This is a genomic window from Kitasatospora sp. NPDC088779, from assembly GCF_040685395.1.
Lineage (GTDB): Bacteria > Actinomycetota > Actinomycetes > Streptomycetales > Streptomycetaceae > Kitasatospora.
The window spans coordinates 1-13062 of sequence record NZ_JBFBHW010000075.1 but is presented as its reverse complement, the minus strand read 5'-3'; the positions used below and the strand labels follow the sequence as shown (position 1 = coordinate 13062).

Annotated in this window: 14 protein-coding genes and 1 pseudogene; 9 read left to right on the top strand and 6 right to left on the bottom strand. The window is 70.5% G+C overall.

Annotated features, from left to right (window positions below; all coding sequences use genetic code 11):
* Window positions 1-11: 11 nt before the first annotated feature.
* The 4 genes and pseudogenes from AB0P03_RS38385 to AB0P03_RS38370 all read right to left on the bottom strand — a co-directional run.
* A complete protein-coding gene (locus AB0P03_RS38385) occupies window positions 12-686 on the bottom strand; it encodes an aspartate/glutamate racemase family protein (RefSeq protein WP_363633330.1) in 675 nt (224 codons plus the stop codon).
* On the bottom strand, window positions 683-1480 hold the full coding sequence (locus AB0P03_RS38380; RefSeq protein WP_363633328.1) for a TIM barrel protein: 798 nt from the start codon (window positions 1478-1480) through the stop codon (window positions 683-685). The genes AB0P03_RS38385 and AB0P03_RS38380 overlap by 4 nt, the downstream gene beginning before the upstream one ends.
* The gene (locus AB0P03_RS38375) at window positions 1477-2439 is read right to left on the bottom strand and encodes a phosphoglycerate dehydrogenase (RefSeq protein ID WP_363633326.1); all 963 of its coding nucleotides are present in this window, start codon (window positions 2437-2439) and stop codon (window positions 1477-1479) included. The genes AB0P03_RS38380 and AB0P03_RS38375 overlap by 4 nt, the downstream gene beginning before the upstream one ends.
* A gap of 225 nt (window positions 2440-2664) precedes the next feature.
* Window positions 2665-3465 (bottom strand): annotated as a pseudogene (locus AB0P03_RS38370) (Gfo/Idh/MocA family oxidoreductase); the annotation flags it as partial.
* 263 nt (window positions 3466-3728) lie between these two features.
* Between AB0P03_RS38370 and AB0P03_RS38365 the strand changes: the two are divergent.
* The 9 genes from AB0P03_RS38365 to AB0P03_RS38325 all read left to right on the top strand — a co-directional run bounded on the left by AB0P03_RS38365 (window position 3729) and on the right by AB0P03_RS38325 (window position 10700).
* A complete protein-coding gene (locus AB0P03_RS38365) occupies window positions 3729-5045 on the top strand; it encodes a helix-turn-helix transcriptional regulator (RefSeq protein WP_363633325.1) in 1317 nt (438 codons plus the stop codon).
* A 171-nt stretch (window positions 5046-5216) separates the two neighbouring features.
* Window positions 5217-5708, top strand: a complete 492-nt coding sequence (locus AB0P03_RS38360) for a winged helix-turn-helix domain-containing protein (RefSeq protein ID WP_363633324.1) — start codon at window positions 5217-5219, stop codon at window positions 5706-5708.
* Between the two features lie 41 nt (window positions 5709-5749).
* The gene (locus tag AB0P03_RS38355; protein WP_363589251.1) at window positions 5750-6232 is read left to right on the top strand and encodes an NUDIX domain-containing protein; all 483 of its coding nucleotides are present in this window, start codon (window positions 5750-5752) and stop codon (window positions 6230-6232) included.
* Window positions 6233-6383: 151 nt separating this feature from the next.
* Window positions 6384-6860: a GNAT family N-acetyltransferase gene (locus tag AB0P03_RS38350; protein WP_363589249.1), complete on the top strand. Its 477-nt coding sequence runs from the start codon at window positions 6384-6386 to the stop codon at window positions 6858-6860.
* Window positions 6857-7369, top strand: coding sequence for an HIT family protein (locus AB0P03_RS38345; protein ID WP_363589247.1), 513 nt, complete (start codon window positions 6857-6859; stop codon window positions 7367-7369). Before AB0P03_RS38350 ends, AB0P03_RS38345 begins: the two co-directional genes overlap by 4 nt.
* A gap of 2 nt (window positions 7370-7371) precedes the next feature.
* Window positions 7372-7599 carry an NUDIX hydrolase gene (locus AB0P03_RS38340; protein WP_363589245.1) on the top strand — a complete coding sequence of 76 codons (228 nt, stop codon included), beginning with the start codon at window positions 7372-7374 and terminating at the stop codon, window positions 7597-7599.
* An 18-nt stretch (window positions 7600-7617) separates the two neighbouring features.
* Window positions 7618-7791, top strand: a complete 174-nt coding sequence (locus AB0P03_RS38335; protein WP_363589243.1) for a hypothetical protein — start codon at window positions 7618-7620, stop codon at window positions 7789-7791.
* On the top strand, window positions 7788-8921 hold the full coding sequence (locus AB0P03_RS38330) for a PIG-L family deacetylase (protein WP_363633322.1): 1134 nt from the start codon (window positions 7788-7790) through the stop codon (window positions 8919-8921). Before AB0P03_RS38335 ends, AB0P03_RS38330 begins: the two co-directional genes overlap by 4 nt.
* Window positions 8922-9290: 369 nt before the next feature.
* Complete coding sequence (locus AB0P03_RS38325; RefSeq protein ID WP_363633321.1) at window positions 9291-10700, top strand: IS701 family transposase; 1410 nt, start codon at window positions 9291-9293, stop codon at window positions 10698-10700.
* A 446-nt stretch (window positions 10701-11146) separates the two neighbouring features.
* Here the strand turns inward: AB0P03_RS38325 and AB0P03_RS38320 are convergent, their stop codons facing one another.
* Both AB0P03_RS38320 and AB0P03_RS38315 read right to left on the bottom strand, forming a co-directional pair.
* Window positions 11147-12478: a hypothetical protein gene (locus AB0P03_RS38320; RefSeq protein ID WP_363633320.1), complete on the bottom strand. Its 1332-nt coding sequence runs from the start codon at window positions 12476-12478 to the stop codon at window positions 11147-11149.
* Window positions 12479-12536: 58 nt separating this feature from the next.
* Window positions 12537-12719, bottom strand: a complete 183-nt coding sequence (locus AB0P03_RS38315; protein ID WP_363588965.1) for a hypothetical protein — start codon at window positions 12717-12719, stop codon at window positions 12537-12539.
* Between the last annotated feature and the right edge of the window lie 343 nt (window positions 12720-13062).

The window sequence follows — 13062 nt, the reverse complement described above, 5'->3', positions numbered from 1 at the left end:
GCGGGCGGGATTCAAGGGCCTGACAGCAACGTGCGCAGGACGCTCGCGGCACTCGCCGGACCGGACACCACCGGCATCTCCAGGGCCGCCGCGAGAGCGCGGGCCGCGGGGGCGAGCGAGTACTGGGCAAGGAAGACCGCGTCGGCGTCCGCGATCGCCGCGGACACGCCCTCCACCAGCACCGACACCAGCCGGTCACGCTCTCCCGCGGCCGTCACCGCCTTGGCCTCCGGCACGACCAGACCCGACACCTCGACCCCCGGTGCCGGTGCGGACGAGGCCAGTACCGTGCGAAGCCGGTCCACCGAGTCCCGCAACGCCGCCTCGAACGAGGCCACCACCAGGACGTGCCGGAGCCCGCCGGCGGCGATCTGCTCGAACGCCGCCTGGTCCGGTGCCAGCACCGGCACGGCGACCCCGCCGGCGGCCTCCTGCGCCACCACCCCGTACAGCGAACAGGTCAGCAGAACCGCGTCGGCGCCCCCACGCACCGCGTGTTCGATGAGCCGGTGCATCCGCGCCCGCAGCGTCGCGGTCAGACCGCCCTGTTCGTCGGTGTCCGCCAGCAGCCGGTCGTCCAGCAGGTGCCATACCTCGGCCTCGGGGAAGCCTTCACGCAGCGCCTCGGCCGCCGGCGCCATCGCCGTGGGTACGGCACTGATCAGCGCGATCCGGGGCGCGGTCACGCCGCCGCTCCCCGGAACCGCCGCACCCAGTCCAGCCCCGCCACGGTCTCACCGGCCGGCGCATATTCGCAGCCGATCCAGCCCGGGTATCCGGATTCGGCGACGGCCCGCAGCACGGCCCGCCAGCCGATCTCTCCCGTCCCCGGCTCGTGCCGGCCCGGCGGGTCGGCGACCTGAAGGTGCCACACCCGTTCCTGGAAACGCCGGTAGGTGCGGATCAGATCGCCCTCGTCGATCTGCAGATGGTAGAAGTCGAGCAACAGCCCGACCTGATCCCCGCCGACCGCCTCCGCCACCGCGGCCGCCTGTTCCTGGGACTGCAGAACGAAGCCGGGGCAGTCCCGCTTGTTCTGCGCCTCCAGAACGATCCGGACTCCGGCCTCCCTGGCCTGTTCCGCGGCCCAGGCGATGTTGGCGACGTAGCACGCGAACGCCCGATCCCGACCGACCCCGTCGGGCACGATCCCACCGACGACGTGCAGCAGCTCGCAGTCCAGCGCGGTGGCGTATTCCAGACCGCGCTCGACACCGGCCCGGAACTCGCCGTCCAGGCCGGGGATGCAGGCCAGTCCCGACCGAGTCGGCGTTCCGGGCGCGCCCATGGGCGTGTTGATCAGCACCTGGGTCAGCCCCGCGTCACGCAGCCGGCGCCGAAGGACGGGAGCGGCGTAGCCGTAGGGCGAGGGGAACTCCACTCCGGCGAAGCCGGCGGCTGCGGCCGCGTCGAAGCGCGCCTCGAACTCCAGCTCGGTGAAAAGCCACTTGAGGTTGGCGTCGAAACGAAACGTCGTCATCTTCCGTCCGCCTCCGGCCGCCGCGTGCGCGCCGCTGCGTGAGCGGCCGACCCTGGGTTGACGGTGTGTTCGGAACGTCCACCCCGTAGCACCGTCACGACCGACCGGGCGGCCATCATCCCGGAGCGGGCACGTGACTCCACCGTGGCGGCTCCGATGTGTGCCGTCACCAGCACGTTGTCGAAGGAGCGCAACGGGCTGTCGGACGGCAGCGGCTCCTTCTCCACGGTGTCCAGCGCGGCGCCGGCCAGCCTGCCGGAGGCGAGCGCGTCCGCGAGGGCGCTCTCGTCGACGACGCCGCCGCGCGCCGTGTTGACCACGAAGGCACCCCGTTTCATCCGGGCGAATGCCTTTGCGTCCAGCAGGTGGTGGGTCTGCCGGCTGAGGAACAGGTGCAGACTGACGAAGTCGGACTCGGCCAGCAACTGCTCCAGGTCGAGCACGCGAATGCCGTGCTCGGTCGCGTAGTCCCGGTCGACGGCCGGGTCGTAGGCGACGACGCGCATGCCGAAGCTCTGCGCCAAGCGGGCCACGAGTCTGCCGATCGCGCCCAGACCGACGATGCCGAGCGTGGCACCGGCCAACTCGCGTCCGCCGGCCTGGTCCCACCCGCCCGCACGGACCGATGCGACGTTCTGCGGGATCCTGCGGGCCAGGCTGAGGAGCAGCCCCATGGTGTGCTCGGCCACGGACTGGCGGTTGACTCCCGGGGTCGGGCAGACGGCGACACCGTGTGCGGTCGCCGCCGCCAGGTCGATGTTGTCGTAGCCGACCCCGGTACGCCCGATCACCTTCAACCGGGGCGCCGCCTCGAACAGCTCCGCGCCGAAGGGGTCGGTGCCGGCCACGATCGCGTCGACGGAACCCACCAACTCCGGCAAGGACGCGCCGCCGCGGGCCCGGTCCCCGACCGAACCGTGCACGACGTCGAGCCCGGCCGCGGCGAGGTGGCGGTGCACGGCGTCCCCCGGTCGCAACCAGCCCGTGGTCACCAGGACGCGCCCGTGGAGTGGAGCTGCGTGCTGCGCTGCCCGGTCCGTCACCTCTGTCGGCGCTCCCGGCCCCGTCGGCTCTATGGGCTCTGTCGGTTCTGTCGGCTCTGTCGGCTCTCCGGCCAAGACCGTCCTACCTCTCCGGCCGTTACGGCCTCTCCATCGACCTATCGGGTCGCGACAAATAAAATACTATAGCGATGGGGCCGATACTAGACCCCTGCGTGTGCAGCAGCTTTTCGGCGGTGGTCCTGCCCTCCCCCGCCCAGTCAACGGCCGCGGGCGGCCGGGTCCTGGGCGGCGACGTGCCGGGCGACGGCGTCCACGCCGGGGCGGGCGCACCGCTCCAGGGAGCGGACAGAGGCGTGCCGGGAGCGGGCCGACAGCATCGGCGTGCTGGTGCCGTTCTCCGCGCACGGTGCCGTACAGGTCGTTGTCGTAGCCGAGCTGGATGACGGCGGTGTCCTCGGCGTCGTACCCGCCGTCGGGCAGCGCGGCGGTCGAGAAGTCGGCCATGATCCGGTTGGGCATCCCGAAGTACCACAGCAGCAGGTCGACGATGTGGTAGCCCATGTCGATGACGCAGCCGCCGCCGGCCTGGCTGACGTCTCCGCGCCAGCCCGCGCCGGGGTCGTCGGTGTGGAAGGTGTACTGGCCGTCGATGAGGAATGGGGTGCCGATCTGGTCCAGGAGCTGAACCACGGACGCGTGGAACGGGTTGAAGCGCCGTTGGAGCGTGACCATCAGCTCCACCTGGGCCTGCTGGCAGATCGAGGCGAACTCGCGCGCCTTGGGCAGGGAGGTCGCGAACGGCTTCTCCTTGAGGACGTGCACGCCTCGGACGGCGCACTCCTCGATCACGGCCCGGCCGGCGTGGTGCGGGACCGCGACGATGACGAAGTCCAGCGCCACGGTGTCCAGCAGGTCGGCGGCCCGGGTGAAGCCCGGGACGTGGTGCGTGTCCTGCTGGGCCCGCAGGGCGTCCGGGTCGCTGTCGCAGACCGCGCGACCAACTCGGCCCGGTTGGAGGCGAGCAGGCCGGGAAGGTGGTCTTCGAGTGCCTGGTGTCCGAGGCCGATGACCGCCGCGCGTCGTTTCATGGGCTGACTCCTTCCGCTTCGTGAGGGAACTTGTCGATGCGTGTCGAGTACAGCGCCAACTCCGGTTTCCTGGACAGGCATTGTCTGTAGTCCCGGGGTTGTCCCGCGCTCGCGCGCAGTAGGCTGTCCGTCACTGTCGATGATGGAATTGGCCCCGTGGACGACCCGATCCGGCACCCCCTCGCCTACGCCCGTGAACTGCGCGGGTGGTCACAGAGCGACCTCGTCGTGTTCCTCGACCGGGCCGCCCGCAAGCACGGGCTCCGCTCCGGCGCGGACAAGACGGCCGTCAGCCGGTGGGAGAACTGGCGCAAGCAGCCGAACCTGCACTCCCAGATCCTGATCGCGGAAGCCTTCGACGTTCCGATCGCCGACATGGAGCTGTTCGGGTGGCCCGATTGGCTGCCCGGCCGCGAGGTTCCGCTGCCACTGGGATCGGCGTACACCGTCCAAGCACTTCGAGATGCACAGAGAGCCGCCATGGACCGCCGCAGCTTCATGACCTTCAGCGCCGTCTCGCTGGCCGGCCTCGCCGCCCAGTGGGCCACGATCGAGCCCGATCGCCTGACTTCCGCCCTCGACGGCAGGACAGCCGTGGACCCCGGGCTCGTGGACTGGCTGGAGCAAACCAGCGCGAAGCTGACGACCCTGCCCACCGAACAGCGCCAGCACACGATCAAGCTGACGGACGCTCATCTCGCGACCGTCACCGACCTGATCGAGGGCGGCGGCCACGCCGAGCCCGTCGCCAAGCGGCTGCACCTCCTGGCCGCGTCACTGGCCACCACCTGCGGCTGGTGCCGCTTCGACCAGGGCAAGCACTTCGCCGCGGGAAAGCTCTGGGCAGGAGCCTTGCAAGCCGCCGACGCCGCAGGTGACCGCGACTTCAGCGCCGGTGTGCTCTCCGACCTCGCCTACCAGTCGAACTGGATCGGCCAACCGAACATCTCGGTGGACCAGCTCGGCCACGCACTGTCCGGTACCAAGCACCCCACCGCCCGGTCGCTGCTGTTCCTCCGGCGGGCCAGGGCCCACGCCGCGCTCGGCGAACGCTCCGCGTGCTACCGCGACCTGTCCGACGCCGAGACCGCACTGTCGACGCGGGCTGGCGACCCCGCGCCGGGCTGGTGCGCGTGGATGCGCCCCGCGGACCTCGCGGTCGACTCCGGCCAGTGCCTGCTCGATCTCGGCCGGGCCGACGAGGCGCAGGTCAGGATGGCCGAGGGCCTGGCCCTCCTGCCCAAGGCCCGGGACAAGACGCGTGGCATCTTCCTGACCTACCAGGCCAAGGGCTTCCTGCAATCCAACGACGTCGAGCAGGCTCTCGCCGTCACCACCGAATCCCTCGATCTGGCCACCCGCATCGGCGCCGAGCGGTGTGTCAGCCTGGTCCGCGAGCTCGCGCCGGCGTTCAAGCCGTACCGCCAGGTTGACGGCGTCGCCGATCTCATCGAGCGCGTCCGGGCTGCGTGACGGATGCCCAGATCAGAGTCGCGGTGATCAGCGGCCCGGAGAGGATGATCCCGGAGAGGATGATCCGAGCCGCCGTCGCCAGGAGGCTGCCAAGCGCCAGTCTGCGAAGCCCGGACCCATGCGGGTCGCGGGGCCGGGCTTCGCGCCGATATCAGCGAGAAGTGCTGCTGGGTGGAGGACCAGGTGTGGACGGCTGCGCGGGTGGCCATGCTGATCAGGCGTAAGTTCCACGTCTCGTACAGCGTCTCGGGCGCCACGAGGCCGATGCACAGGCTCGGCTTCAGTCCGCAGGTCCCCGCACGCAAAGTGGCCGAGCGCGACTTCACCGCTCTGGTCGACGGCGTCCACCACCTCGCCAAAGCACCGATCGTGCTGGTCCGGGACCGCCTGAACACCCACATCTCCCACGCCATCGGCGAGTTGATCGCCGAGCGTGACCGGCTGACGGTCTTCCTCCTTCCCGCCCACTCGCCCGACCTCAACCCCGTGGAGTGGGTCTGGGCACACGTCAAGCACAGCCTCGCCAACCTTGCCGTGGTCGCCCTCGACCGACTCGAAACCCTCGTCCGCAACCGACTCAAGCGACTCCAGTACCGACCCGACACACCCGACGGATTCATAGCCGGCACCGGCCTGACCCTCGACACCCCAACATCACCCTGACGAGCCGAAGTCAGTGATCAAGAGTCCTTGGAGGTAGTGCTGTGGAAAGCCTGCGACAGGCGGTGGCCGTCATCGTCCACGACCGGAGTGGCGGCCGGGTCGCGACGATCAACTACGCGACGAACAGCTGGAGCACGACGCCGGTGTGGACGATCCCCGGCGGCAAGGTCGAGGTCGGCGAGCGCCTGGACGAGGCCGCCGCCCGTGAACTGGCGGAGGAGACGGGGCTGGAAGTCGACCCGTGCGACCTGCGACTGGTCCACACGATCCAGGTCCGCCAGGGCTGGGACGGCAAGGGCCCCTTCCTGCTGTCGGTCTTCCTCGCCACCGCCTGGCAGGGCGAGTTGACGAACACCGAGCCCGGTAAACACCTCGCCGTGGTGTGGTCGCCCGAGGGCGGGCTGCCGCTGCCGATGTTCCCGTCCTCCCACGCCGCCCTGTCCGCGTACCTGTCCGGTGGCCGCGGGTTCTCCACCCACGGCTGGGCCGAGGGCGCCGACCCCCGCGACCTGGTCCAGGACTGAGGAAGGCACCGTCACCCTTCCCCACCAACCGGATCCCGTACGCCTACCGCGCCGTGCACCGGCCCGACGGCGGCACCGACCGACACCTCGTCCGCCCCGGCCTCCCCCGACAACCACCCGAGTGACCACCGAACCCCGGAGGCAGTCCCGCATGACCGGATCCCCCGTACGCCCCGCCGGCCCCGAGGACGCCGACGAACTGCTGCGCCTGCGCGTCGCGGTGCTCGACGGCGCCCGGCTGACCGACGACTGGCGCACCACCTTCCGCGACGACATGCGCGAACGGCTCGGCACCGACCCGAACCTGCTCGCCTACGTCGTCCCCGCCGACGACGGCACGCTGGCCTCCTGCGCCATCGGCATCGTCTACCGCGGCTACCGGGGCCCCACCCACCCCACCGGCCGGTGGGCCCGGATCCACACCGTGGCCACCGACCCGGCCCACCGACGCCGCGGGCACGCACGCGCCGTCACCACCGCCCTGGTCCAGGCACTCCGGCACAGCGGCTGCGGATCGATCGAGCTGCGTGCCACCGAAACCGGAGCCCCGCTCTACCGCACCCTCGGATTCGACCCCGTCGACGGCTACATGGCGCTGCGCCCCGGCTCGGAAGGCTGGATGCGGTGACCGCCTTCGACCTCGACGCCTACAACGAGCGGGCCCGCAACGGCCCCTGCTTCATCTGCTCGATGCTCGCCGGTGAGCCCGGGTACGAACACCGGATCGTCCTGGACGACGGCGTCCACGTCGCCTTCCTCGACCGCTACCCCACCCTGCCGGGCAAGCTCCTCGTCGCCCCGCGCGCCCACGTCGAGGACACCGTCAGCGGCTTCACCGAGGACCAGTACCTCGCCCTGCAACTGGTCGTGCACCGCGTGGCGACCGCGCTCGCCGCGACCGTCCCCACCGAACGCCTCTACCTGCTGAGCCTGGGCAGCATGCAGGGCAACGCCCACGTCCACTGGCACATCGCCGCCCTACCGCCCGGCATCCCGTACGAGCAGCAGCAGTTCCACGCGCTGATGACCGAGGGCGCGGGCCTCCTGCCCGACGACCCCGGCCGGGCCGAACGCCTCGCCGCCGACCTGCGCACCCGGCTAGGCCACCCCGGCCGTCACGGCCAGGAAGGAGCCTGACCATGGTCTTCGTCCCGCCCGAGCGGTTCGTCCCCACCCTGCCGCACGGCATCTCCTACGTCGGCGTCTTCCTGACCGACCGCCACGACCGGCCGCTCCTGCTCACCTCCGCCCACCACCCGGGCGAATACCACTACCCCGGCGGCCTCCTCGACAACGACGAGGACCCGTGGACATGCGCCACTGCGCGAGACCGCCGAGGAGATCGGCTTCGTCCCCGCCGCCCTTGACGACGCCCCCGCCCCCTGATGCTCTCCTTCACCCCGCCGGAACCACCGCGGCCCTGGAAGATCGGCGTCACCTTCGACGGCGGCCACCTCACCGACAAGGAACTCGAACGCATCACCCCCGACCCCGCCGAACACGACCGCACCCGCCGCCGATCCCGCCCGACCACGCACCCGAAACGGAGCAGCCGATGACCACCTGGGACGAGATGTCCGCCGCCGCAGGCGAAGTACGCGACTTCTACGACGAGATCAACCGGCGGAAGCTGGGTCGCACCTGGGGCCTGTCGGACTTCGTCCTCGGTTTCACCGGCGACGTCGGCGACCTCGCGAAACTGGTCATGGCCCACCAGGGCCACCGCGCCGACGTGGCCGCGAGCACCGGGGCCATCGGCCACGAGCTGTCCGACTGCCTGTTCTCGCTCATGGTCATCGCCCAGGAGACCGGCGTCGACCTCGCAGGCCGCTTCACCACCGACATGGCCACCCTCGCCGCCCGCCTCCGACCCGGGCAGCCGTCACCAGCCACTCACCCTGCGCCCGCCGAACAAGGAGGACCTGCCATGCCACCCCTGCCGTCCCTGCTCGCCGTGCTCGCACACCCGGACGACGAATCGCTCCTCGTCGGCGGCACCCTCACCCAGCACGCCGCGTCCGGCGCCCGGACGGCCGTCGTCACCGCCACCTGGGCCGAGGACAGCCACCGCGCCGCCGAACTCGCCGACGCCCTGGACATCCTGGGCGCCGGCGCGCCGAGGATGCTCGGCTACGCCGACGCCCGCGTCCCGCAATCCGCTCCCGGTCGGCCGCGGCTGTGCGACGCGCCCGTCGACCGCGTGGTCGAGGACATCGTGCGGCACATCCGCGCGGTTCGGCCCGACATCGTGCTGACCCACGACGCCTACGGGCAACTGACCGGCCACCCGGACCACCGGCAGACCCACCGGGCGAGCCTGCTGGCCATCGCCGCCTCCGGACTCGAACACCTCTACCCGGACGCCGGGGAGCCCTGGCAGCCCGCCGCCGTCCACATGGCCACCCACCCCCACTCGGCGATCGCCGACCTCGGGCCGCTCCTGAGCCGGGTCGGCAAATCCGTGCTGAGCGTCCCGGACACCCTGGCCGACGTGACATGCGATGTACGCCAGTGGCTGGACCAGAAGTGGGCCGCGATCACGGCCCACCACAGCCAGGTCGAGGGAGAGCGCCCGCTCCCCGGAATCCTGACCCGCCTGCCCGAGGACATCAGGTACCGGATCCTCGGAACCGAGCACTACACGTCACTCACCGCGCCACCCCGACACCCCCCGGCTGGATCGGCCTGACGGGCCGACAGGCACCAGGACACAGACCCCGATGCCAGTAACCGACCTCCCCGCCGGACGGACAACACCGTACCGGCACCGGCAGTCCGGCGCCGGTACGGGCGGTGCCCGCGCTCTGAGCAGGCGAGGCCCGCCGTGAACCCCGCTGCCAGAGGGCCGGTTCGTCACCGCAAGCCGCACCCGGGCGGTTCCCGCCGCGGCGGCCGCGCGCGCACCCGAGGGCCCCGGTGCGGGCGTCGGCCCGGTCAGCCCGGTCCGAACACATGCCATCCTGCGAAGTGCGCAGCGGGAGAGCGATTTTACCGGTGGTTTGTTGACATGGGGTCAGGTCGGCAGTATCGGTGAGGAGAGTCTTTCGGGGGTGCTGCCATGACCGCGCGCGTACCTTGTCCACCGGCTCCCGGGCCCCTCGAGGGGTACGCGGCCAGGTTCGACGACCTCTTCAGCTCACTCGCCCAGCGGCGAGGATTCCGCGAGTACCTGACCGGTCTGCTACTGCCGCGGGACCGGAACAAGACGCTCACGGCCCTGGCCGGGGCCGAGCCGGTGGCCGGGGCTCAGCATCCGGCGGTGCAGCGGCTTCAGTTCTTCCTGTCGGAGTCGACGTGGAAGTTCGAGCAGGTCAACGCCCGTCGGCTCGAGCTGTTGCTGGCCGATCCGGCCACCGCGCCACACGGCCAGGGCGTGTTGGTGATCGACGACTCCGGAAACCGCAAGGACGGCACGGCCACCGCCCATGTCGGGCGGCAGTGGCCGGGCCGGCTCGGGAAGACGGACAACGCCGTCGTCACGGTAACCACGCTCTGGGCGGATGAGCGCCTCTACTATCCGCTACACGCGGTGCCCTACACCCCGGCCCACCACTTCCCGAGGAAGCGCAACGACCCCGACTTTCACACCAAGCCGCAGCTCGCCACCGACCTTGCCGGCCAGGCCCAGCGGGCCGGGGTCACGTTCCGGGCGGTGGTGGCGGACTGCGGCTACGGCGACCACGACGAGTTCCGACACACCCTGCGCGAGGCCGGCCTGCCGTTCGTCATGGCCCTCAAGCCCCGCCGCGGTACCTGGGCCTACAGGGACCAAGCGCACACCCCGGTCGAAGCGGCACACGCCCTGACCTGGACAGATCCCGAGCACCCAGGCGAGTGGACGCCGGTTGTCCGCACCTTCCGCGACGGGCACACCGAGACCTGGTGGGCCGCCGACGCCCGCCTCGGAGCATGGGGACCCGACGGGTGGACCCGCCTGGTGGTGGCCACCGCAGACCCAGGCACCCTGCCGGACAAAGCCACCTGGTATCTGGCCACCGACCTGCCCCGACCCGGCTCACCCCGCACCGCCGACAGTCCCCACCCGCCCGCCGGCCTGGCCGAGCTCGTCCGGCTCTACGGCCTGCGGCACTGGATCGAGCAAAGCCACAAGCAGGTCAAGGACGAACTAGGCCGGGCCGACTTCCAGGTCCGCTCCGACACAGCGATCCGCCGCCACCAGACCCTCGTGAACTGCGCATTCTCCTTCTGCTGGGACGCCTGGTTCGCCGAAGAAACCACAGCACAGGACCAGGCCCAGCCAGCCGAAACCGCAGGCTGGCCAGAGAGGGGGCACACCCGTGTCCCACCAGCCCCAGCAACCCAGTTGGCCCCGGGCCATCCGAGCAATCCGGGCCTGGCTCGACCCCTGGCACACCCTCCAACGCTACTGGCACGCCTGGTCGCAAACGCCCCCGCCACCCGAACTCCAAGCCCTCATCACCTCGTTGGCCACTGGCCGAGCCCTTGATCTCTACTTACGGGTTTAACAAACCACCGGTAAGCCACCCGGCGCCAGCACCAAACCCGCTGCCGCGAGGAAGTCCTCAAGGCTGATGACACCGCCGTCGGTGCCGTCGTCCCATTCGACGAGGAGCCCCGAGAGGCCCTCGTTCCAAGAGTCCGGCGTGTCGGCATCATCCTCAGGCCCAGGATGCCACTCGACGCAGCCCTCACCATGCCGGTATCGGAGATACAGGTACTGGCCGTCTGCCGTCCAGGCATCCCACTGCAACGGGTAGGCAGAACATGGCTGCGTAGTTGCGGACCGAGAGCACCTGTTGGTGCGAGATGGCAGCACAAGGCGATGGTTGGAGCCCCGAGTGTCGATGAGAAGTGGCAGCGGTTCTGGCGCGTCGGGGGCGCGAGAATGTCCCAACGTGCCGCGCCACCCCGACGGGTGGCGCGGCATCCCAGTCAGGACGGATCGTCCTCCGTGGCCGTGGTGATGACGGTGGGCGGGATGCTGTCGGGCAGTGGTGTCCGTTCGCCTCCGTCCTCCTCGGTGAAGGCGCGCACGCCGGCCCCGCCGGGGAACTCGCCGGTCACGTAGTGGTCGGTGCGGAAGCCGAGCGAGGCCCGGGGGCCGAGTTCGGTGCCGTCCGCGCGGACCGGGACGAGTTGGTGGTGCTCCATCCACAGGCAACCGGAACTGCGCGGCGGCACGGCCAGCCCGTACGTCCTGGTCACCTCGTTCATCACGGTCACGCTCCGGCGCCTCTCGTAGCCCAGTTCGACGGTCGCCGACACCGAGTACGTGGTGGTTCCGGAGACGCCCATGCCGAAGGGCTTCGCGGACACCTCGATGCCGACCGCCACGCCAACGGTGATGCCGGTGGTGATGTTGAAGGCGGTGCTGTCCTCCCGGCTGACACCGGTGGTGACGGCCTCCGACTGCTCCTGCTGCACCGTCCCGTTGCGGTTGTCGCGGAACAGGGCGACGTCGAAGCGCCGGAGGCGGCGGATCCGGTAGAATGGCGAGTTGCGGATCTGCCAGTGCGCGTCGCGGACCGGGTCCTCGACCATGAAGTACGGCACGGTGACCGTGCGGTCGGTCACCGTCGTCTGCGCGGGCGGCCGGTCGAACGAGGTCAGGCGTGGCACACCCGGCCCGGGACGCCTCTCCACGACCGCCGGCAGGTCCAGCACCCAACCGGTCGGCGTCGACGACGGCCGGTCGGCCGTGAACACCGCCGTGAATCCCCCAGGCGGCACCAACAGCCGCTCCTCGGTGTCCTGGTTCGACTGCTGTGGCGCCACGACCGACCACAGCCGCATGTTCCCGCTCTCCAGCAACCTGTCGCCGAACTCGCCCCGTCGGACGTACAAGCGCCCGTTGTGCTCCCGTTTGACGCACACCACCGGGAAAGAACCAAAATCGGGATGTGGAGCGTTGGTGGCGACGATGTCGCCGAGGGCGATGTAGCCGTCCGGGGGGACGGGCCGCCAGATCCCGACGGAGACATCCTGGGGCAGGTCGCCGATCCGGTCGTAGCGCACGGGTGGCCGGAGCATGCTCCGGTCCGCCGAAAGGTCCCGCAGGAGCAGTGCGGCACCGTCCCGGGGGAGGCCGCCGGCGGTGAGGGGCGGCCCGAAGTGGTGCGCAGCGCGACCCCAGCCGTCGCGCATGGGCTCGTTCGCGGCGTAGATCGCGGAGTCGTGCCGGACGCCAGGCATGACGTTGGGCCAGACCCGGCGGATGTCCGGAGTGAAGCGCAGTTCTAGATCACCGTAGCGTTGGGTGGTCACACGGACCTCTCTCCTCGCTCAGAACCGTCACCTGACCCTAGGCCCTCCTTCCCGCCCTTCAGGAAGGGAAGAACAGGCCATGTGCGAGTCGGCCACCGGCCGTCTCCCGGCCCGCCGCCGCTGGGGGCGGCGTACCCAGGAACCCGACGCGGTACTTGCGCTGCAACGCGCGGCCGGACAGGCCCGCGCGAGCATCACGGCGGATCGCCGCGTACAGATCGACCTTGGACTTCGGCAGCACCAGGGACCCCTCGTCGTGCAGAGCACAACCATGGCCCCGAGGCAAGCACCCGAGTGCTCTCAAAACTCGGTACTCACGTACAAAGCCACAGAACACGTCTGCACAACCCGAATCAGCTTCCGAACCTCATCCGTATCCATCCGACGATGGTCGCGCAGCAGCAGATCTCTGGCAATCGGCTTCAGGCCGCCGCCACAGGCGCCCCAAGCAGCAGCCAGAGCACGCCATCAATGATCGGCCGGACAGCTCCTAGACCCGTCCTTCGCACATAACGAGTTCGGATGATGTGGTGATGCGACCGGTACCCCGGTGGGGTGCCGGTCGTTGAGCCTGGCGTGTCGAT